Below are 22958 nucleotides of genomic sequence, written 5' to 3'. Positions count from 1 at the left end.
CAGAAGAAACAATTGACCTAGAAGAAAAAATATCGTTAGTCTTGTCCAATAAAATTATTCTCTTATGCTTTAAAAATAAAGTTTTGCTTGGTAGCAGAGGTGATTGGTTAAAAAATGTTTTTAAATCAGAGATGTCTTGATAAAAAACAAAAAAATAACAAACCAAGGATTGCTGTCGTTATTCATCGGCGCTCTACCTATACTGGTCGGTTGGGAAAATTTTTACAACAAAATGGTTTTGTTCTTGATATTTATCGTCCTATTTTTGGACAAAAACTCCCTGATACATTAGAGCATTATGCCGGCGTTGTTATTTTAGGGGGACCGATGAGTGTGAATGACAGCGAAGCCTATATTGGTGAGGAAATTGATTGGATTTCGTTATCACTAAAGGAAAATAAGCCTTTTTTGGGTATTTGTCTTGGAGCACAAATGTTAGCGCGAAATCTAGGGGGGCGCGTTGGTACAAGAAGTGATGGGACTGTTGAAGTCGGCTGGTATCCACTAGAAGCAACCCCACAAGGGAAGGAATTGATGAATTGGCCAGAGATGGTCTACCATTTCCATGATGAAGGTATTTATGATTTACCGAAAGAGGCAATGCTTTTGGCAACAGGGAATACATATCCTACACAAGCTTTTCGTTATGGAAACAATGCATGGGGCTTGCAGTTCCATGCTGAATTTACACGCGCTATGATGCGGCGTTTGGTCGTGCGTTCGGCACATAAATTGACTGAAAAAGGTGCTCAACCTGCTTGTGCACATTTGAAAGGTCGTTTAATCTATGATCGAGCTTTGAGCCAATGGTTTGAAAGCGCATTACACCAGATTTTTTGTACACCGCCCGTACTTGTGTGATTGTTGACAAAGCATTGATTTATATAGGTAATTCACGGTTTTGTATATTGAATGAGAACTCCGAATATAGTAAGGTTTTCTCATTCCAAACCTGTATATGTTGATTCAATAAAAACTTCTTGCTTGCATGTCACAAGTAGGGCTGGCGTGTGGGCAAAAACTGTATAAGAAAAGACTAAAAATGCTTCTTATGAACTGTTTTAAGTGTCAAGGGTTGTCGCAACATTTGGAGGCTAGCCAAATATAATGATGGTGCTGGCTTGGCTCCTCCATAAGCGTAAAGATGGGGGAGCTCAATGGCTTTATCGTTAAGAGACACTATTCATTATCATTTTTGTTGTGCTGTAAAACAGTATGGTTTAAGGCAGAGGTAGAAAATCTATGTAAAACTTTACACATGAGGTGTTTTTTGTTAAAGGGTGTAACGGGTTTTTTTAAGAAAATCTTGTTTATTAAGCTTATGAGATACTGTACTTTAGAATGATGTATAGGGACTTCTTGAAGTGATCAGTAGATAAAATCCGATCGATTAAGAAGTTGGATTGTGTATAAACTGAATGTGGTTGGGAATCTTTATCCTTTTTAGGGTGGGGAGGAAGTTAAGAGATAAAGAAAGTTTGAATATTGTCTAAATCCTTTCAAATACCATCATCACAAAAAAGTTTTTCTTTGAGTTATTTAATTTGTGGGCTCTTTTGTTTTGCTCTGATATTTATTTATAGCGCACTCTGGTTGTTTTTTCACGTAAAATAGAAGACTATGTTTCTGATATATTCACAAAAGTATCTTCCCATAATATGGCGGCGGTATGTGAGAATGTGCACAAGGATGGTTATCCTTTACGTGTCGGTGTTGTTTGTGACAAGTTTCAATTTTCTTGGCCTTTACATGGGGTTTCTTTATCGACGGGGCGTTTGACAGCTGGTGCACCAATTTACGCACCTCATTTGGTCGAGTTTAATGTTCATTCTCCTGCATTAATTGTTTTTTCCGGAAAAACTCCCATAGTATCGCATTGGCGCAATTTGGTGATTGAAACAGAGCCTTATTGGAAAACGGGTAAAACATTGAAGTTTATAGCTGAAGGGCTTGAGATTTCATCTTTTTCCTCTTCCCCTGAAGATCAAAAGCTTCAAGAAGCATTAAGAGCACCAACGACAGATAAAAAAACGACACATTTGCAAAATACGCATGACGTGATTATTCAGCCGTTAGAGCCACAAGACATGCCTCAAAAAATAACGGCAGAATTTTTTCGACTTGATCTTAAACATGAAAAGAATGATTTATCGGGACATATAACTTTTGACGGTTTTGATGCTTCTCCCTTTTTAAAATCTTCTTTTGTTGATATTCCTAAAATTGATGGCAATTTGAAATGGATTTTAAATGATGCCTCTCTTCTGTTTGAACATGAAGAAAAAAATTGGCAACAGCGACTGTATGGAAAAAGTGGACTTTTAAAGCAAGGTGAATTGACTTTTCATACAGGTGGTGCAGTGCGTATTAGTGGACCTTTTTCTTTTGATGATGAAGGATATTTGACAGCAAAATTTGAACTTGTCCTTATTCAGTCCATGAAGCTTCTTAACACTCTGCAGCGCTTATTTCCCGCGCAAGCCAATAATCTTCAAGCGTTATTTTTTATTTTGGGTGCTTTGCCTAAAAATGCGGACGGCGCTCCCGTTCTTTCCTTGCTCATTAACAATGGGTGGGTAAAACTGGGATTTTTAAAACTTGGTCGTCTTGCTCCACTTTAGGTGTTGTACCAAAGCCTTTTTTCATTTTTACTACCAAATTTCAACTTTTTCTGATTTTCACACTTTTTTGCAATTTTAGAGTGTCAAAATCTATTTTAACAAAATGCGTATTTAATGGTAAAAAAATAGCTATAAAAATAAAAAATTATCACCTACTCCTAACTCGTCCAACCTCTTTTCACTTAGTACAAAATCTTATGTCAAACTACATATAGCAACAGTGTTTCTATGGAAAAAGTGGCATTTTAAAGTATGCTGAATTGCCTTTTTATACAGGTGGTGTGGTACTTGTTAGGAACCTTTTTCTTTATATATGGAATGAGCATATTGCATATATCTGTTTGGGTGTAACCTCTTAAAACAAGTAAATAGCCTAGTTGGAGGAAGATATGAAGTTGTAAAGGGGAAAATCAACATCCATCTTTACTGTCATTTTTTATTCGATTTTACGCATTTCAAAAGCAGTTACAGTTATATCTTTTAAATAATGGATTAAGCTTATCCTTTTATTTCTGATATTTTTTAATGAAGCTATATGTCTTCCACGTAAAACAGAATATATTTGTATTGCATATTTACGCATTTGTTAAAAAAATATTTCTCAGTGCTTCCTATTTCACGATGTCGCCTGTGAATGGTATAAGGATAAAGCCATTAAGCACCATCATCTTTTCGGTTACGGAGTAACAAGCTAGGGGAAAACATCATCATATTATATTTGCTTATATTTGCTAATTCTCAATCTTACTGCAGCTTTTGGCACTTGAGGCGGTTTATGAGGGGCATTTTTAGTCCTTTCTTTACTGTTTTTATCTATTCGGCTTTCCCATTTGCAATATGCAAGGGGAAATGGGGTTAATTAATTGAATATAAATAGATTTTAAATGAGACAAATTTAGAATATCGGATTATCATAAAAATGATAAAATTATGATTGTAAATCAATATATTATATTTTTATGATGAAGGATATTTGACAGTAAAATTTGAATTTATTTTTTATTTTGAGTGCTCTGTCTAAAAATGCGGGATAGGGTTTCCGTTCTTCCCTTGTTGATTAGTCATGGATGGATAGAACGGAGCAAAAGCTTAGCTGTTTTGTACTGCTTTTAAGTCTGAAAGTTTATGTTTTTAGGGTGAGAAATCAATCCTGTTGTTTTTTTGAAATTGTTGCAAACAATTCTATTGTGATAAATAGCGAGATTTTTATTTTTGGTGTTATGTCTAAAATGCAAACTTCTGCTCTGTCTTAGTTGGTTTGTTGTGGTGGTGGGATAGAACGGGAGATTGAGGGGGTCGTTTTGTATTTTCTTTAGGTTTGAAAGCCAATATTTTGAAGTTGAGAAATCAATCCTGCTGCAAAAGTAAAACGAGAAATATTGAGATCATTTTCAATAAGGGCGCTAATGCGGTTTGTAATGTTGTGAATATGATCTTCTTCTGTTTTTTTCCAAGTGTCAAAAGGATCTTTTTTCTTTCCATAATTTTTGAGGATTTTCATAACGATTTGCCGAAAGCTTTCAGAAACATTTTCTTTGGCTTGGCTTAAAGCCATACTATCATAATAATCTACTACAGGAATTATACGACTTGCTTCGTTAATGCGGTTTATACGAATGATTTGCGCAAGTGAAAAGTAGATCTCTGCGGTTTTAATAAGATCACTGTTGCTTTGTTTTGCAATCAAAGAAATATCACAGATTGTTGAAGCAGCTTCCAAGAGAGCTAATTGTTTCGCTAATGCTTTTGGTGCTCCCTCTTCGCTGTAGTGTAATGCTTTTTCTTCAATCTTTTGCTTAATATCGTTGCCGTGAGAATGCATAAGCTCTTTTTCAATAACGCTACGGGCTTGTTTTATTGTTTTTACAATTTCTTCTAATGGACGTGAGAGATCTATGTTGTGCAAACCCCAATTGGTTGTTTCAAAGAGCATTGGGGTCATTGTTGCGTAGAATTTATTTTGGACAAGACCGGGTATTTTATTATCAAGCTTATCAATTTGCTCAGACAATTGAGGAATTTCGAAACCATCGCGGATGGCAATGAAAACGCGAATAATATTTTCAGTCTTTTGTTCTGTTGCATCGTGTAGTCTATTAACAAAAGTGGGGCCTCCACGATTTACAATATCGTTGGCAATCAGCGTTGCGATAATATTACGACGCAATTGATGGTTAATAACTTCCTTCTTAAAATTTTCTTGAATTTGGGTTGGAAAATAGTTCAGCAAGGCTGTATTGAAATAGTGATCATCAACAATGGGGCTATTAGCAATTTCTTCTTTTAAGGTCAATTTAGCATAGGCAAAAATAACGGCGAGTTCTGGACGGAGAAGACCTTTGCCTTGGGTTGTTCTTTGTCGTAAAATTTGCTCATCAGGGAGTATTTCAACTCTACGATCTAGAAGCTTTTTTTGTTCTAAATCGTGCATAAAGCGTATTTGATAGGGCAAATCAGTAGTGCTTTGGTTTTCCGCCAAAGAAAGCGCAAGAGGTTGTAGATAATTGTTGCGCAAGACAAGTTGCTCGACTTGAGGCGTCATTTTTTTCAAGAGCTTATTGCGTTCTTCGCGGGTTAACGTTTTGGCACGTAGTGCTGATGCAAGAACAATTTTGAGATTGACCTCAATATCAGAACAATTCACACCAGCAGAATTGTCAATGGCATCCGTGTTGCATCGACCACCATTTAAGACATATTCAATCCGTCCACGTTGTGTAACACCAAGATTAGCTCCTTCACCAATAATTTTTGCACGCACTTGTTCTCCGGTAATGCGTATTGCATCATTTGCTCGATCACCTACTTGGGCATCGTTTTCTGTTGCAGCACGGATATAAGTACCAATGCCACCGAACCATAAAAGATCAACAGGGGCTTTGAGAAGAGCAGAGATAATTTCAAAGGGTGTTCCTGTTTGTTTTTCGAAACCAATGGCTTGTGCTGCTTCAGGTGAGAGAGTAATGGTTTTTTCTTTTCGTGAGAAGATGCCACCGCCCTTTGATAATTTGGTTTTATCGTAATCCTGCCAGCTTGAGCGAGGTAGTCTGAAGAGACGCGTACGCTCTACATAGCTTTCGTCTATGTTCGGATCTGGATCAATAAAGATATCGCGGTGATCAAAAGCGGCAATCAATTTTGTTTGTTTGGAAAGCAGCATTCCATTGCCAAAGACATCACCAGACATATCGCCAACACCGACACAGGTGAAGGGCGTTGTTTGAATATCGTGATTAAATGATTCTCTAAAATGTCTTTTGACGGCTTCCCATGCACCTTTAGCTGTAATACCAATGTCTTTGTGGTCGTAACCTGCTGAACCTCCAGAGGCAAAAGCATCATCAAGCCAAAAGTGGTTTGCTTGGCTGATGGCGTTGGCTGTATCAGAAAAAGTTGCTGTTCCTTTGTCCGCCGCAACAACAAAATAGGGGTCAGGGTCATCATGACAGATGACATTGTGGGGAGAACTTATTTTGCCGTTAATCAGATTGTCTGTAATGGAGAGCAAAGCTGTTATAAAGTCTGTATAAGCTTGTCGTGCTGCTTCTATGATGACAGCACGGTCATTTGTTTGGGGAAGCCGATGGGGATAGAATCCACCTTTTGCACCTGCAGGAACGATAACCGCATTTTTAACTTGTTGGGCTTTGACTAAGCTAAGCACTTCGGTGCGGTAATCTAATGCACGGTCAGACCAACGAATGCCGCCACGAGCGATAGGTCCAAAACGCAAATGGACCCCTTCAACTTCTGGTCCATAAACAAAAATTTCTCGGTAAGGGCGCGGTTCAGGCAAACCTTCAATCTGGCGTGGATTTAATTTGGTGGCTAAAATACGCCGTGGACTTCCATCAGGAAGAGGCGTAAAGGCATTCGTTCGTAAACTCGCCTCGATAAGGTTACAATAACGGCGTAAAATGAGATCATCATCTAAACCAGAGACTTTCCGTAATTTTTCTTCAATGCGCTTTTGAATAACTTGTTGGTTTTTTTCCCGTTCTTTTTCTGTATGGCTTTGATGAAATTTTAAATGAAATAAAGCATAAAGATCTTGGGTAATGTCAGGATATGCATTTAAAGTTTGGGCAACGCGATCTTGCGAATAAGGAATTCCAGCTTGTTGGAGATAGCGCCCATAATGGCGCAAAATAACAATTTCATGCCAATCAAGCTCAGCTGTTTGGGTGAGAGCATTAAAGCCGTCATTATCAGCATTTTGTGCCCAAATGGCTTCAAAGGTTTCGGCGTGTTTTTGCCCGTCTTTTTCAAAATCGATACAGCGCTGGAAAGTACTTTCCAGCTGCATATCATGAAGATACACAGAGCGCCCATTGCCATCTGGTAATTCAAGGGTTTGTTCAGCAATAACGCGAAACCCCATATTTTCAAGGAGTGGTACACGTTTGGAAAGGGCAAGAGCTTCGTGGCGGTGAAAAAGCCGAAGAGAAATGTACTGTTTTTCTTTGTTTTGTGCGTGATAAAAGATCACGAAAAGCGGCTTTTCATCATGAAGACTTAGAATATGTCCGGCATCGTTAATAGCGTCTTCAGCTGAAAATAAATCACGATAGCTGTTGGGGAATTCGCTGGCTAGACGTGTTTGTTGCTCTGTTATTTTCTGGGTAAGAGCGATGGCTTGAACCCTGTCTTCCCAACTTCGTGCAATCGAACGTACATGTTGTTCAAGTGTGGAGCGCTCATGAAGGGGAACAGTTTCGTTTCCTTTGCGATGGATGATATAATAGACACGTATAAGGGGGCTTTCCAAAAATAGCGGATAAGATTCAAAAAAGTCACCTTTATAAAGCTCAACAAAATGTTCGCCAACTTTTTCACGCAGGCTGCTGCTATATTGGTCACGCGGTACGTAGACAAGGATAGAAACAAAGCGTCCAAAAGAATCAGTGTGGGCAAGAACTCGTAAACGTGGGCGCTCATCTAATTGTAGAATAAGCTTAGTGTTTTCTGTCAATGTATCAACATCAGAGCGAAACATTTCATCTCTTGGATAGGTTTCTAAAGCACTGATGAGTGCTTTACCTGAATAATCGGCGTGATTGTGTCCAAGACGTTGAATAATAGTTCGGGCTTTTTCTTTTAAGAAAGGAATTTGCAAAATAGAACGTGTATAAGCTGAGGAGGTAAAAAGCCCTACAATGCGTAATTCTCCACAGAGTTGGTTTTCTTTATCAAAGATTTTAAGACCAATATAATCGAGCCAAACAGAACGGTGAATTTTGGAGCGGCTGTTCGCTTTTGTCACGATAAACAGATTATCGCTTTCCATGAAGGATAAAACTTCTTGAGGAGGTTCTTTCATGCTTTTATCGTCAACAATATGAATAGAAGCATCCGTGAGTATACCAAGCTCAATATTACTCGCTGTAAAGGATTTTAGGGGCTTTTGGTCTTTGATGAAGTTGTAAGTGCGCATACCAAGGAAAATGAAATTATCATCCATTAGCCAGTGAAGAAATTCAATAGCTTTTTCGCCTTCTTGTTTGTAGTGTGGGGGAAGACTTATTTGGTAGGCATGAATCTGCTTTTCAACTTCTTCAAGCATAGGTTTCCAGTCTTGTACAGCAGCATTAACCTGTTCAAGAACTAAGGTGAGTTCATTTTCAAGTTTTTGTATTTGCTGTTTGTTTAATGACTCGATGTGAATTTGCATCAGACTGATGCGTTTTCCAGAAGCACAATCAATAATGGGGTGTGCAATCAAATAGATATGGTTTTTGTGTTGATTAAAAACATTTAAAATAGAATCGAGAAGGAAGGGTTTGTTATCATTGACAAGCGTGATAACGGTTATAGGTCTGTTACTACGGGTTAAATTTTGCTCAAAGCAGATGGTATTTTTTCCCGTCTGATGGAGATTAAAAGCTTTTACCGCGATGGCTGTGGCTTTTTGAAGTTCTTCATTTTCGTAATAAGCAATATCTTCTTTATCGGTTTGGGCAAAAAGGATTTGTTCTATTTTATCTTGGGTGTTTTTTGTCTCTGTTTTTTTTTGTTGCAACACATTCACTCTCCCTTTTTGCTCTTAAGGGGTCTTTATTAAAAGCAGACCATTATATTTTTTATATACTGTAACACCTTCTTTCTAAAGAAAATAGCTCTTTATTTGGAAAGAATGAGTTTGTTTTTGCTATTTTTTAGTAATATTTTGTACTTTAAAGAAATATTTTGCTTCAAGGAAAGGGCACTTTTAGTATTTTTGTATGTTAATAGTTTGTTTTTTTAAATATACAAAATAAAAGTAAAAAAATAAGCAAAAGTAAAGAGAGAATGGCGCATTTACCAGAAAGACTTTTAAGTGGTTACCAAAACTTTATAAACAATCATTTTTTATATAAAATAGCAGATTATCAGCAATTGGCGATTGAGGGGCAGAAACCTGAAGTTTTGGTCATTGCTTGTTGTGATTCGCGTGCAGTACCAGAAATGATTTTTGATGCTAAGCCAGGGGAAATTTTCACCCTGCGCAACGTGGCCAATGTGGTTCCTCCTTTTTCTCCTGATGACCAATATCACGCAACATCAGCAGCTCTTGAATATGCTGTGCAATTGCTTGAGGTGAGACATATTGTCGTTTTTGGTCATGCCCATTGTGGAGGCATTCGTACTGCTCTTAATGAGACATATAAATCTTTATTATCAAATGATTTTATCGGTCAATGGATAAGTCTCTTAGCACCAGCAGCAGAAATCGTTTTGAATAATAAGTCGTTGTCTTGGCCAGAAAAACAGACGGCATTAGAGCAGCTTTCTATTCGCCATTCGTTGAGAAATTTAGAGACGTTTCCGTGGATAAAGCTTCGCAAAGATCAAGGTTTTTTGACATTGCATGGGGTTTGGTTTGATATCTCTAGCGGAAAATTATGGAGCATGGAACAGGAAACAGGTTGTTTTATGCGTGTTGAAGTTGAAAGTTTTGAAGTATAGTATTTGTTGTTTTTATTTCTTCGTATAAAAAGATATTTTATGATAAAACTTGACAAAGCTGGGGTTTTATTGTTTGAAGGAGCAAGCTTTCAGTGACAAAATTAACTTGGAGCCACCGACTGAGACCCCAGTTTAAGGGTATAAAGAGATCTCAGAGGTCAACATCCGACGGCGCGATGCGTTCTCGGATGCTATTTTGGTTTGTTTGTTATGCAACAATGAGGTAAATGATGTTTGAATCCTTGCAAGAGCGACTTGGTTCTATCCTGTCTCATTTGACGGGACGTGGCGCTTTATCGGATCAGGATGTTGTAGAGGCGCTGCGTGAAATTCGTCGCGCTTTATTGGAAGCTGATGTTGCTCTTGATGTTGTGCGCTCTTTTACCGATAGAGTTCGGGAAAAAGCTGTTGGGGCCGAAATCGTTAAATCAATTAAACCAGGCCAAATGGTGGTTAAAATTGTTCATGATGAATTGGTTCATATTCTTGGAAATGAAAGCGTTCTGAGTGATTTAAATGCACCAGCTCCAGTTGTTATCATGATGACTGGTTTGCAAGGTTCTGGAAAAACAACTACAACAGCAAAGCTTGCAAAACGTTTTACTGATAAGCACAATAAAAAAGTTCTCATGGCGTCATTAGATACACGCCGTCCCGCTGCACAGGAGCAATTGCGCCAATTGGGAGAACAGGCAAAACTTGCAAGCTTGCCTATTATTGCGGGTCAGCTGCCTGTTGATATTGCATCACGTGCCGTACAGGCTGCTAAATTGGGTGGTTATGACGTGCTTCTTCTTGACACAGCAGGACGTAATCATATTGATGAAGCTTTGATGCTCGAATTGGCTGAAATTAAAGCATGTTCCCTTCCTCATGAGATTATGTTGGTGGCTGATAGTTTGACGGGGCAAGATGCCGTTCATCTTGCTCGTTCTTTTGATGAGCGTGTAGGGATTACGGGGATTATTTTAACACGGATGGATAGTGATGGGCGTGGTGGCGCTGCTCTTTCTATGCGTGCTGTTACAGGTAAACCAATTAAAGCAATTGGAACTGGTGAAAAAATAGATGCTTTAGAAGAATTTCATCCCAGTCGTATTGCTGATCGTATTCTCGGAATGGGGGATATTGTTTCTTTGGTTGAAAAAGCTGCTGAAACAATGGATCACGAGAAAGCTGCTGCTTTTGCAAAAAAAATGCAAGCTGGAAAATTTGATCTGAATGATCTTGCAGAACAGTTGCAGAAAATGAAAAAACTGGGTGGAATGGGCGGTATTATGGGCATGTTGCCAGGAATGGGGAAGGTCAAAGAGCAGATTGCGGCTGCGGGGTTTGATGATCGTTTGTTTGATCGTCAATTGGCCATTATTTCATCTATGACACCCAAAGAGCGGGCGAATCCAGAGCTTTTAAAACATAGCCGCAAACAACGAATTGCTAAGGGGTCTGGTACGACAGCGGCTGATATTAATAAACTTTTGAAGATGTATCGCCAAATGGCTGATATGATGAAAGCCATGGGTGGTAAAGGAAAAAGTGGTTTTATGGGAAAAATGTTGGGAGGCCTTGGTTCCAAAATGGGTTTGGGTGGTATGGGAAACTTGGGAGGGGATTCTCCAGCTATGCCGGATTTGTCGGGATTGGATCCAAAGCAATTCTCAATGCTTCAAAAGCAAATTGAAAATGGTAATGGAGGGAAGCTCTTGCCCGGACTTCCTAAGCGTGGACCTACATTTCCTGGTCTTTCCAATGGCATTGTCGATGGGGGAAATTTTCCTCAGCATCCTAAGAAAAAATAAGATGTAAAGAGGGAAAGGAATATAATGCAGGAAACAGTATTAAACGAATTGGCACATTTACGAGCATCCATTGATAATTTTGATGCAACCTTGATTCATATCTTAGCAGAGCGGTTTCGTTGTACGAAAGCTGTTGGGCGCTTAAAAGCGCGTTATGATTTGCCTAAAGTAGATCCTCTGCGTGAGCAATATCAGGTAGCGCGTTTGCGGCAATTGGCTATGGATAGTGATCTTGATCCTGATTTTGCTGAAAGATTTTTAAAATTTATTATTAAAGAAGTTGTGAGTCATCATGAAGTTATTGCTGAAGAGCAAAAAATAAAAAAAGTCAATTTAAACGAAAGCCAGAGCTGACAATAGGAGATAAAATATGGCATTGAAAATTCGTTTGTCCCGTGGAGGTTCAAAAAAACGTCCTTACTATCATATCGTCGTTGCAGATGTTCGTAGTCCGCGCGATGGGCGGTTTCTTGAACGTGTTGGTGCATGGGATCCAATGTTGCCTAAAGATGGACCGAGGGTGAAACTTAATGAAGAACGTATCCAATATTGGCTTGGGCAAGGGGCTCAACCAACAGATCGCGTTTTACGGTTTTTAGATGCAGCTGGCTTGAAAAAGCGTCCAACTCGTAATAATCCACATAAAGGTGAACCGGGTAAAAAAGCACAAGAACGTATAGCAGCAGCAAAGCAAGCAGCAGAAGAAGCAGCGGCAGCGGCTGAAGCAGAATCTGCTTCAGCATAAGAAGCATGGTTGTTTAATCAATGTGTTTTAAAAGCTTTAGAAAAATAAATATTATCCGTTTTTGTCTATCAAAAACGGATTTTCATTAAAAAGCTGCTTGTTTAAATTGCGCCGTTTTTTTTTAAATCAATGGTTTTAAAAATCAATGGCGCGGCCTTTAATTTCCCAGTCTCCATAGCGGGAAGGGTCTTTGCCGCCGCGTCCGCCGTTTTCTAAAGGTTGTTCCTTTTTTGCTGCGCGTTTTCGTCTTTCTTCAGCTTCTTTAAGGGCGCGTTGTGCTGCGGGAGAAAGAGATTGCTGTTTAACGACAGTTGCATTTTTTTTGCTTGTTTTCTCATCTTTTTTATTCATTTTACACCTATTCCATTGAAGAAGCAGAAAGAAAACACCATCATATAGTATTGATTGACTTTTATCATGGAGTTTTTTGAGTAATGAATATAATGCGTACAGCTATGCTTTTGGCTTTTTTAACTGCTCTCTTTATGGGAGTTGGTTATCTTGTTGGAGGGGGCGGTGGTATGGTCATTGCTCTTTTGATGGCAAGTGGTTTAAACTTTTTTTCTTATTGGAATTCAGATAAAATCGTTTTACGCATGTACGGGGCGCGTGAAGTTGATCAGCATTCAGCACCAGTTTATTATAAGATTGTAAGCGATTTAGCTAAAAAAGCTTCTCTTCCTCAACCAAAGGTTTATGTTATTGAGAATGCACAGCCAAATGCTTTTGCGACGGGACGTAATCCGCAAAATGCAGCTGTTGCTGCAAGTACTGGGTTGTTAGAGCGGTTAAGCGCTGAGGAAATTGCCGGCGTTATGGCGCATGAGCTCGCACATATTGAGCATCGTGATACGTTAACAATGACTCTAACCGCAACGATTGCAGGGGCAATTTCGATGCTTGGTAATTTTGCTTTCTTTATGGGAGGACAGCGTAATTCTTCAGAAGATTCTCATGGCGCTGGGGCAATTGGAGGATTTATTGCATTGCTCGTGGCGCCTTTTGCAGCGATGCTGGTGCAAATGGCGATTAGCCGTACACGGGAATATGCTGCGGATCGTAGAGGGGCTGAAATATGTGGTAATCCTTTATGGTTGGCTTCGGCATTGCGTAAGATTGCTGATGGAGGACGTGGGGTATATAATGAAGAAGCAGAGCATAATCCAGCAACCGCGCATCTGTTTATTATTAATCCTTTGAGCGGTGAGGGAGCGGATAGTCTTTTTTCGACACATCCAGCAACTGCAAATCGTATCGCTGCTCTTTATCAGCAAGCAGAAGAGATGAAAGGGGCTCTTGCCAAAAGTGTGGGATGGAATAAAGAAGACGCTATACATGAAAAAAGCAGCGGGATGAACTATGGAGATTTTCATAGTGGTCAGGCTCATGCATTAGGTGAGCAAGAAAACAGTTCTTTTCAGCGTGTTACAAAACGTCCTTCTTGGCTTCGTTATGAAAATTCAAAAAGATCTCGTTCATAGAATTATTGAGAGAGCTCTTGAGAAAACTGTGATATAAAGGTGGTGTTTTGAAACACAAAAAAGCGGGGCATGTGTCTGAAAAAAATGTTCCAGGATTAGCTGTTCGACAGGTGTGTGTGCGTCTTTTGGGGGCGGTAGTTGATAAGTACACGCCTCTGTCTGGTTTGACGGATAATGAACACGGACATCCACAATATTTGAAGCTTTCACAACGAGATCGTTTGTTATGTCGGGCTATTTTAACAGCTTCATTGCGTCATCGAGGGCAGATTATGGCGGCTCTCTCACGCTTTTTGGCGCGTCCTTTGCCTTCACAAGCACTTTCACTTCAGCATCTTTTGCATATCAGTGTTGCACAAATTCTTTATCTTGATATTCCCGATCATGCGGCTATTGATTTAGCTGTGCGTGTGGCGAAACTTGATCCTCGAATGCGCCGTTTTTCAGGGGTGGTGAATGCTCTTTTGCGCAATGTTGCACGTGAGGCAGAGCCTTTACGCCAACAAGTTCCTACCATTGAAGGTGTGCCAGCGTGGTTTGGACAGCTTTTAATATCAGCTTATGGAACAGAAAAGGTACATCAGATTATCGCAATTCAAAGTGTGGAACCTCCTTTCGATTTGACAGTGAAATCTGATAGTGGTGGATGGGCTGAAAGGCTTGGCGGTGTGGTATTGCCCAATGGTTCTGTTCGATTGAAGCGTCTGGAGTGTTCTGTTTCTGATTTACCAGGCTATCGTGAAGGGTCTTGGTGGGTCCAAGATTTTGCAGCAGCTTTGCCTGCTTGTTTACTTGGGAGTATTGAGGGTAAACGCGTTGCTGATCTTTGTGCGAGCCCTGGAGGAAAAACAGCACAATTGGCTTTGCAAGGGGCTGAGGTGACTGCAATTGAGCTTTCTGCTAACCGCATAAAGCGTTTAAAAGAAAATATGGAACGGCTTCATTTTTCAGTTCATATTTGGCAGGGCGATGTGAAAAATTTCCATTCAACACAGCTTTTTGATGCGGTTCTTCTTGATGCTCCTTGTTCTTCTACAGGAACAATCCGTCGTCATCCAGATATTTTATGGACGAAATCGAGGGAAGATATCGTCAAGTTAGCGGCGTTGCAATATGATTTGCTTGTCGCAGCAATTTCTTTGGTGAAGGAGGGGGGGCGGATTGTTTTTTCCAATTGTTCATTGGCAAGAGAAGAAGGTGAAGATCTTATTGAGAAAATTTTATCGATACGCAATGACATTGTTTTAGACCCTATTTATCCAGAGGAAATGGGAGCACTGGAACATTTGCTTTGTGGGGGGATGTTACGGACAACGCCTGCGGATTTTTGTCATAAAAATTTTGATGCTGAGAAAACCGTATTTTTAGGAATGGATGGTTTTTTCGCTGCGCGCTTACGAAAAATTGCTTAATTAACGCTTCATTTACAAAAATGGTCGAAATTGTATTTGATTCAGCATAAATGGAGATGAAATTTTGGCGGTTGCGGTAAAAGCTCCTCAGGTAAAAGTGGCAGCCTGTATCGATACGATACAGAATGTTATGCGGCGTTTATGGGTTGGACCATTGTTTCGTTGGCGATTTTCAGGGTTTCGTCCTCATAAAATTTTAGCGCATCCCATGGATTTGCATGTAGCTGATCCGATGATGGCGCATGAATTTTATCATGGTCGTTTTGCTTTTGCTGGTCACATTGTTCATTCTGGTGCTGTTTCGCCGTTTTCATTGGTTCCACCAACGCTAGAATGGGAAGCGGCTCTACATGATTTTCATTGGTTGCGCCATATGGAGGCAGCAGGAAGTGATTTAGCTTCTGCACATGCACGCTCTCTTTTAGAAGACTGGTTTGACCATGCTGGTAAGAAGGTAAAAGGGCTTGCTTGGAGTGATCCTGTTGTGGCGCGGCGCTTGATTTCATGGATTTGTCATTCGAAAATGTTGTTAGAAGGGGCAAGTGAACGGTTTGAAAAACGCTTTTTACGTGCACTTGGTTTGCAATTTCGTTATTTGCGCGTAACAGTTTGTAGTATGGAGCACAATGATCAACGTTTACAAGCAGCAGTGGCTTTGACATTCGCATCTCTTGCTTTGCCTGTTTCAGCGGCAGTGAAAAAAAAAGGTACAAACCACACTTATAGAGGAGCTTTCCCGTCAAATCCTAGTTGATGGTGGGCATATTTCCCGTAGTCCTGTTATTTTGCTGAATTTGTTATCGGATTTATTGTCGTTACGGCATCTTTTTATGCGTAGCAATGAAACAGCACCCCGTATTTTGATTGATTCTGTTGAGCGTATGTTGCCAGCTTTACGATTCTTTATCCATGAGGATCAAACGTTGGCCCATTTTAATGGGGTTGGTCCCCTTGTATCGGAACGGTTATCATCACTTTTGGAGCTTGATGAAACAGGAGGTCATCCTTTTAGTTATGCCCGTTATTCAGGATTTCAGCGCTTAAAAGCCAATCAAACAACAGTGCTTGCAGATACAGGAAAGTTTCCACCTCGCTCTGTAGCACAGCAGGCTTGTTCGGGGTGTTTGTCTTTTGAAATGTCTTCACAAGGGCACCGTTTTATTATCAATGCCGGTGTTAATCCTGATGGGCGGGAAGAGTATCGACATTTAGGGCGTGTTACTGCAGCACATTCAACAGCTACGCTTAATGATTGTTCAGTGGGTGCTTTTTATCATAAAAAGAAAAATGGCGCGCCATTTTTGTTTGATGGACCAACAGATGTTCAAGTGTGCCGTATAGAGGATTCAGAGAAGACAGGTTTTATTGCGAGTCATAATGGTTATGTGCGACCCTTTAATCTTATTCATGAGCGTGGTCTTATTTTGGCGACAAATGGAGATACGATCGAAGGTTTTGATCGCTTTTTTATGCCAAATAAAGGGAGAAAGAGACACAAGAGTGTGCAAAATGAACAAAATTATGTTGCTGTTCGGTTTCATCTTCATCCACAAGTTGAAGTTAACTATGATGGCAAACGTGTGTGTTTAGCCGTAAAGAACGAGAACGTGAAGAGTGAACAAATATGGTATTTTATATCGCCTGACGCAGATATTTGTCTTGAAGATTCGATTGATTTTGCAGAATTAACAGGTCCACAACGGACACAACAGATTGTTTTATATTTTCGTCCTGCATTTCAGGAAAAAGTTCGTTGGCGTTTTATCCGTAAAGCGTTTAATAAAAAATTAGAACATTGTTCCAACCCATAGTATATTGCGTTTTATTTTGCGTGTCGCAAAACATTATTGTTTATTGTGGTAATATTCTCAAAATTTGAAGATCATATCAATTTTATACATGAAGAGTTTTGTTAGAGTATGGGTTGGATGTTTTTAGGCAAGGTTTGCTCATAGAATCTCATGAGGTGATGCTAAAAGGGATTGGCTCCAGAAAAAAGGTTTTTTGAAAGACCATTGTTGACAGATGAGTACTAGTTAAGGATTTTGATCCTTTAAAGATATGGAGAGAAAATTAAGCCGTTGCTTATCTTCTATAAGTTTTTAAGTGTGCTGTTGGGATCAATATTTCTCTCTGAGAGAGTTGCATTAATAGGATTACGCTCTTCACGAAAAACAGAGCGCTATTGTATTGTATATTCACGGACTTATTTTAAAGAAAAATCCCTTAATGCTTCCAAGCCTATTTTGCGACGATGCCCGTGATGGGTATAACGGTAAATCCATTAAGCACCCCCCATCTTTATGCTTATGAAGGAGCAGTTCGGCACTATCACACTATTTATCAGTGCCCAATGTTTGTAACAGTTCTTGGCACTAGAGATGGTTCATAAGAGGCATTTTTAGCCTTTTCTTAATAGCTTTTATCCATACAGCTCTCCCCGCTTGTAACGTGCAGGCGAATGGTTTTTGTTGATTCAACATACACAGATTTGAAATGAGAGAATCTTACGGTATTCGGGGTTCTAATTTAAATGAATAACGCTAAATTATTATTACAAATCAAATGTTGTACATCACAGAAGCATTGAAAATTCGAGAAACAATACATAACAATGGCCGAGAAAAATAACTCTTCTGCTCTTTGTTATTATACTAAAAATGAAGTTATAATAACAAACCACAAAATGCGCGCTTTTTCATAGCAAAGCATTCTCTCAAATATCTCAAACAACTTTCATAAAGATCTACGCGAATAACGTCGTGCAATTGAATCAATATCACCTCGACAAATTCCAAGATCGTTGAGTTCATATGTTGAAAGACGACTTAACGCATTAACGGTTCGACGATAACGGCGCCAATTACTATAAAAACGTAGAATATTCATATCCCCTACTCAAACTTTTCATTACACTCTTTAGTTTAAGAATAGAGTATATTACTAAAAAGAGTTGTGTTATAATATCATAGCAGGTATGCATCTACATACAAGATAATGTCCCTTTAACATTTTCCTCATGCGAAAGGGTAACCATTAAAAATATCAACAAGAACATCTTATCCCTAACCAATGGCTAAATTATGTGCATTTTCTGCGGTGATAAACTTCTTCACGTGTAGCTTCTTTGGATTGAATAACTGCTTCCATTTCAACAGTTATCAATAGTCATACGATAATTATGAAAAATTCCTTGAAACATTTGTCTCATACGAAAAGAAAAGCAGCAAAATTATTAATGGCGGAAGTGACGTGTTCCTGTAAAAACCATCGCTAACCCCTGTGCATCAGCAGCGGCGATAACTTCTTCATCACGCATGGAGCCTCCTGGTTGAATAACTGCTGTTGCTCCTGCTTCAGCTGCTGCTAATAAACCATCAGCAAAAGGAAAAAATGCATCTGATGCAACAACAGATCCTTTTGTGAGAGTTTCTGTTAAGCCTGCTCTTTGCGCACTTTCTGCTGCTTTACTTGCAGCAATTTTTGCTGAATCGATGCGGCTCATTTGTCCGGCTCCAATTCCAACTGTTGCGCTATTTTTCGCGTACACAATAGCATTTGATTTAACGTGCTTTGCTACACGAAAAGCAAATTGAAGATCACGCATTTCATCTTGAGTTGGTGCCCGCTTTGTCACTACTTGCAATTTAAGATCATCGACTACCACGTTATCACGTGATTGTACTAAAATGCCTCCTGCAAGTGTTTTCGCAAGAAGTCCTCCACAGCGTGGATCAGGAACTCCACCTGTAATGAGCAAACGAAGATTTTTTTTCTTGGCAATAATTTCACGTGCCGCCATTGTGGCATCAGGAGCAATAATCACTTCTGTGAAAATTTTAACAATTTCTTCAGCACATTCCTCATCAAGGGTTTGATTTAAAGCAACAATTCCACCAAATGCCGATACATTATCACACATAAGAGCTTTCAAATAAGCGTCTTTCAAATTTTCTCCTTCCGCAACACCACAAGGATTGGCATGTTTAATAAGAGCGACAGCAGCGGTTTTTTGCGGATCAAATTCTGCCACAAGTTCAAAGGCTGCATCTGTATCATTCAGATTGTTATAAGAAAGCGCTTTGCCTTGTAAAAGTTTTGCTGTTGCAATACCAAAACGTTTTTCATTATTGCGATAAAATGCTGCCTGTTGATGTGGATTTTCCCCATAGCGCATAACACTTTCAAGATGACCGGAAAAACTCTGCCATGATGGAGTTTCAATTTTTAAATCCCGTGCAAACCACGATGCTATTGCCGTATCATAGGCAGCGGTGTGTGCATAAGCGCGCATTGCTAGCTGATGACGCATAGATAAGCTTAAACATCCATTATGCTGCTTTAATTCAGCTAGAATCGAATCATAATCTTTTATCGCTGTTACAACACCGGTATAAGCATAATTTTTTGCCGCAGCGCGAATCATCGCCGGTCCACCGATATCAATATTTTCAAGAGTCGTTTGCCCATCAGCTCCCGAAAGGATCGTCTCTTCAAAAGGGTAAAGATTCACCACTAAAAGATCAATTCCATGAATGCTGTTCTTTTCCATAGCTTCCCTATGGTTAGGATCTTCTCTTACCCCTAACAAAGCACCATGAATCAAAGGATGGAGTGTTTTTACACGCCCATCCATTATTTCAGGAAATCCGGTAACTTCAGCAACATCTTTTACGGGTAAACCAGCTGCTATGAGGGTTTTTGCTGTTCCTCCTGTTGAAATTAATTCAACATTGTAAGTAGCATGAAGGGCTTGTGCAAAAGCAACCACACCCGTTTTATCAGACACAGAAAAGAGAACACGACGAACCCGATGAAGATCAGGTATGGGAAAATTTTTGGCAACAACACCCATAACAGAAGCCTTAAAAATGAAAGAGTTAAAATTCTAGTAAAACACGCTTATACGTTTATAGCATAAGCCTTTAGCAAAATACACTGAAAGGATAAACTGTCTTTTTAGAATATAGGATGATTCACCTTTTTCTATTATCCTGTAAAAACCTCTCATTTGAGGTGTGGTGATAGGTATAAAAGTCTCATTGAGACATTAAATATTTTTTTGTTGCTTATAACTCAATATCTCATCTTCATAGCAGTTTTGAAACAAAAAATGCATCCGTATGTTCTCTGCTATATTAGCCTTTATACTAGATGAAGGCGAAAGTATTGCGTATATCAATTGGAGTAATCTCTGAAATGGGAAATAATCTAATGAAGCAAGAATATAAAATTATAAAGGCAAAAATGAGTGCTCATCTTTCCTATCATTTTTAAATTTAACTTTATATTTTTCAAAAGCGTTTATGACAATGTTTTTTAAGAGTGAATTTTTTATAGAGTGGAGATAATGCATTGCTTCACATTTTTGGGCATTACATTTTTAATGAATAAACCCTCGTTTTATGATGATTTTTTAAAGAGTGTCGCGTAAATCTTTTGTGGATGGTATAAAGATCTATTGTATGCCTATGATCTTTATTTAACAAAGGCGCAAGTTGGTAGATTTTATTCTCTTTATCAGTTTTCAAGATTCTAAAAATTTTTGTTACTTGAGATGGAAGAGGTATTTTTTTAGTTTTTTTGCCGTAGCAGAAAAAGAAAACCTCCTAACACACCAGCAGCTAAAATAAACCACGTGATTGCATAAACGAGATGATTATTTCGAAAATGGATAATCGTAAGACCAACGACGGGAAGTTTTGCTTGTGGAGATGTTTTTCTGGCATCAATGAAATAAGGGGCAACAGTGGACAAACCAAGTTTTTGTGCCATAGCGGGGAGATCGCGCGTATACCATAAATTTTTGTCAGGATTATTTTTACGCGGGAAAAATCCATTTTTTTCACTCATGCGTAATAAACCTATAATCGTTGTTTGTTCTGTGTCCGTGGTAGAATTTTGCTGAGATAAGGCATTTGTATGCGATTGCTCTGTGTTTTGAAAATTGTTACGTTCATCCATAGGGATAAAGCCACGGTTGATAAAGATCAGTATATTATCAGCAGTTTGTAAGGGAGTCAAAACCCAATAGCCTGTAGTATTTTGAGCGGCAGCAGTGACTAAAATATTTTTATCTGTTAAAAATTTTCCTGTGATAATAACAGGTTGATATTCATATTTTTCAAAAGTAACATCTGACCATTGATTTTTTGGAGGGGCTTTTATGGGGGGTAAATGAATGCGCTGATTGGTACTGGTGATAAGATTTGTTTTCCAGTTTAACCGTTGTACTTGCCATATACCTAATGCACTGAAGAGAAGAAAAAAACAAATACATAAAGTTCCAAATAAAAAAGAAGAAAAACGGCAAGAATTTCCCTGAAGCTTTGTCATGGGGGGGTCTTTTTTGCTCATGATTTGTGCTTCCTTTCGGGACAATAGGCTTTTATTCTAACATGGTATATATTAAAAGAAACATTTTGTACGCTTTTTGGCAGAATTTGCACGCCTTATTGAGGAAAAAGATGAAAAATGAGCCAACAAGAGATGAAAAAGGTTTTATAAAAGACTTGACCTTTTGTTGTCGACCCCCTATTAGAAAGAAACTTCCCAATGATGCCCGTTCAAGGTTGCATTGCGCGTGTTTTGCGTTCATTGTGTCCTTTGGGTATGGGGATTTGAAAGTTTCTTAGAGTTTAAGGGTGAAGTTTATGTCTCGTGCATGTGAATTGACAGGGAAGACGGTTCTGTATGGTAATAATGTTAGCCATGCGAATAATAAGACTCGGCGTCGTTTTTTACCAAATCTTTGCAATGTGACATTGATTTCAGAGGTGTTACAGCAAAGTTATCGCTTGCGTATTTCAGCAAATGCATTGCGTTCTGTTGAGCACCGCGGTGGTCTTGATGGTTTTTTGATTAAAGCAGACGATAAAGAGTTGTCGCAACGTGCGCGTTTGCTAAAACGCCAAATCATTAAGAAAAAAGCTGAGCAAGAAGGTGAGCAAAAGGCTGAACAGGCAGCATAATTGTTAGCGCCATTCTTTTTGGTTTATTAATGCTTTGATTTCGGTTTTCTGTTCTAGAAGTTAAGTTTTTTGCAGGTTGATCGTTTCATTTTATTGGTTCCATATCCCAGGTTAAAAAAAATGTCTTCAAGCGGTCTTTTATTAGAACAGCAAAAGAAAAGGTATGTTGTTTTTTCTATTTTTGCAATGTGCCTTGCTGTCACGGCTTCTAATATTTTAGTTCAATATCCTGTCTATTGGTTTGATTTGAATGAGCTGTTGACTTACGGGGCTTTTACCTATCCATTTGCTTTTCTAATCAATGATTTGACCAATCGTTTTTATGGTCCATCTGCTGCGCGGCGTGTGGTTTATGCTGGTTTTTTTACGGGTGTCTTTGTTTCTTGGATATTGGCGACACCACGGCTTGCACTTGCTTCTAGTTTTGCATTTTTATTTGGGCAACTCCTTGATATTGTGGTTTTTACTCCTTTGCGACGTAAAACATGGTGGAAAGCACCTTTAGCAGCAGCGTTGGTTGGTTCAGCTTTGGATACAGTGCTGTTTTTTGCTCTTGCTTTTTCTAGCTCGTTTGCTGTTTTTGATAAGATAACAGGGTATGCAGATAGTTCACTGGTGGAGAGTACTGTTTTGGGAGGGATAGGCATGCCAGTTTGGCTATCGCTTGCTTTTGGTGATTTTTCGGTAAAAATTATTATGAGTCTGTTGATGTTGATTCCTTATGGGACAATTCTTAACATCGTAAAGCTTCCTCTTTATCAATGTCATTCAAAAGATGATTCCTCTTTTGTTTGTCACAAATAAGGATTTTTGTCTTTTTGTTTTCCTGAAGCCAAGAAAATTGTACGCTATGCTTGGTGTGACACGTTAGTTATAATGGATACTTTATCATTTACCAACTTAAGTAAGAACTCCAACACAAAACGCTTTTTTATTTCAAAATTCTCTTGTGAGGAAAAGATAAAGTCATTTGTTTGAGAAGGG

General features: G+C 39.0%; 15 protein-coding genes and 2 pseudogenes. 12 read left to right on the top strand and 5 right to left on the bottom strand.

Translation table 11 applies throughout. The features are described 5' to 3' along the window. Positions 1-114: 114 nt before the first annotated feature. The 3 genes and pseudogenes from ACFIMM_RS03760 (at position 115) to ACFIMM_RS03750 (ending at position 2621) form a co-directional block, all read left to right on the top strand. On the top strand, positions 115-861 hold the full coding sequence (locus ACFIMM_RS03760) for a glutamine amidotransferase (protein ID WP_375606037.1): 747 nt from the start codon (positions 115-117) through the stop codon (positions 859-861). 204 nt (positions 862-1065) lie between these two features. Beyond that, positions 1066-1170, top strand: a pseudogene (locus ACFIMM_RS03755) (DUF4102 domain-containing protein); the annotation flags it as partial. A 488-nt stretch (positions 1171-1658) separates the two neighbouring features. Beyond that, entirely contained in the window at positions 1659-2621 is a 963-nt protein-coding gene (locus ACFIMM_RS03750; protein WP_375675179.1) for a DUF2125 domain-containing protein, read from the top strand. Positions 2622-3933: 1312 nt separating this feature from the next. Here ACFIMM_RS03750 and ACFIMM_RS03745 read toward each other — a convergent pair. Beyond that, on the bottom strand, positions 3934-8643 hold the full coding sequence (locus ACFIMM_RS03745) for an NAD-glutamate dehydrogenase (protein WP_375681877.1): 4710 nt from the start codon (positions 8641-8643) through the stop codon (positions 3934-3936). Between the two features lie 266 nt (positions 8644-8909). Here ACFIMM_RS03745 and ACFIMM_RS03740 point away from each other — a divergent pair, with 266 nt between their 5' ends. The 4 genes from ACFIMM_RS03740 to rpsP all read left to right on the top strand — a co-directional run bounded on the left by ACFIMM_RS03740 (position 8910) and on the right by rpsP (position 12110). Then, entirely contained in the window at positions 8910-9566 is a 657-nt protein-coding gene (locus tag ACFIMM_RS03740) for a carbonic anhydrase (protein ID WP_375612226.1), read from the top strand. 230 nt (positions 9567-9796) lie between these two features. Continuing rightward, positions 9797-11365 carry a signal recognition particle protein gene (gene ffh, locus ACFIMM_RS03735; protein WP_375638445.1) on the top strand — a complete coding sequence of 523 codons (1569 nt, stop codon included), beginning with the start codon at positions 9797-9799 and terminating at the stop codon, positions 11363-11365. 24 nt (positions 11366-11389) lie between these two features. After that, a complete protein-coding gene (locus tag ACFIMM_RS03730; protein ID WP_375638439.1) occupies positions 11390-11719 on the top strand; it encodes a chorismate mutase in 330 nt (109 codons plus the stop codon). A 16-nt stretch (positions 11720-11735) separates the two neighbouring features. Next, positions 11736-12110: a 30S ribosomal protein S16 gene (rpsP, locus tag ACFIMM_RS03725; protein ID WP_273787601.1), complete on the top strand. Its 375-nt coding sequence runs from the start codon at positions 11736-11738 to the stop codon at positions 12108-12110. Positions 12111-12245: 135 nt separating this feature from the next. On the opposite strand, the gene ACFIMM_RS03720 is transcribed toward rpsP, so the two are convergent. After that, entirely contained in the window at positions 12246-12461 is a 216-nt protein-coding gene (locus ACFIMM_RS03720) for a DUF1674 domain-containing protein (protein ID WP_273790074.1), read from the bottom strand. 83 nt (positions 12462-12544) lie between these two features. Between ACFIMM_RS03720 and htpX the strand changes: the two genes are divergently transcribed. From htpX to ACFIMM_RS03705, 3 genes and pseudogenes are all read left to right on the top strand, one after another. After that, positions 12545-13591: a zinc metalloprotease HtpX gene (htpX, locus tag ACFIMM_RS03715; RefSeq protein WP_375638440.1), complete on the top strand. Its 1047-nt coding sequence runs from the start codon at positions 12545-12547 to the stop codon at positions 13589-13591. Between the two features lie 47 nt (positions 13592-13638). Then, a complete protein-coding gene (locus tag ACFIMM_RS03710) occupies positions 13639-15003 on the top strand; it encodes an RsmB/NOP family class I SAM-dependent RNA methyltransferase (protein WP_375612722.1) in 1365 nt (454 codons plus the stop codon). Positions 15004-15067: 64 nt separating this feature from the next. Then, positions 15068-16814 (top strand): annotated as a pseudogene (locus ACFIMM_RS03705) (heparinase II/III family protein). 925 nt (positions 16815-17739) lie between these two features. Here ACFIMM_RS03705 and ACFIMM_RS03700 read toward each other — a convergent pair. The 3 genes from ACFIMM_RS03700 to ACFIMM_RS03690 form a co-directional block, all read right to left on the bottom strand. Next, a complete protein-coding gene (locus ACFIMM_RS03700) occupies positions 17740-17892 on the bottom strand; it encodes a DUF1127 domain-containing protein (RefSeq protein WP_375612232.1) in 153 nt (50 codons plus the stop codon). A gap of 346 nt (positions 17893-18238) precedes the next feature. Beyond that, complete coding sequence (gene purH / locus ACFIMM_RS03695) at positions 18239-19858, bottom strand: bifunctional phosphoribosylaminoimidazolecarboxamide formyltransferase/IMP cyclohydrolase (RefSeq protein ID WP_375638442.1); 1620 nt, start codon at positions 19856-19858, stop codon at positions 18239-18241. A 719-nt stretch (positions 19859-20577) separates the two neighbouring features. After that, positions 20578-21360, bottom strand: a complete 783-nt coding sequence (locus ACFIMM_RS03690; RefSeq protein ID WP_375612234.1) for an SURF1 family protein — start codon at positions 21358-21360, stop codon at positions 20578-20580. A gap of 296 nt (positions 21361-21656) precedes the next feature. Between ACFIMM_RS03690 and rpmB the strand changes: the two genes are divergently transcribed. Together rpmB and ACFIMM_RS03680 are read left to right on the top strand one after the other, a co-directional pair. Further along, positions 21657-21974 carry a 50S ribosomal protein L28 gene (rpmB, locus tag ACFIMM_RS03685; RefSeq protein ID WP_375612235.1) on the top strand — a complete coding sequence of 106 codons (318 nt, stop codon included), beginning with the start codon at positions 21657-21659 and terminating at the stop codon, positions 21972-21974. Positions 21975-22094: 120 nt separating this feature from the next. Beyond that, positions 22095-22778: a VUT family protein gene (locus ACFIMM_RS03680; RefSeq protein ID WP_375612236.1), complete on the top strand. Its 684-nt coding sequence runs from the start codon at positions 22095-22097 to the stop codon at positions 22776-22778. Positions 22779-22958 lie beyond the last annotated feature (180 nt).

This window comes from Bartonella sp. AP258QHHD (genome assembly GCF_042196145.1).
Taxonomy (GTDB): Bacteria; Pseudomonadota; Alphaproteobacteria; order Rhizobiales; family Rhizobiaceae; genus Bartonella.
The sequence above is the reverse complement of the archived record's forward strand: the minus strand, read 5'-3'. Positions and strand labels throughout refer to the sequence as shown.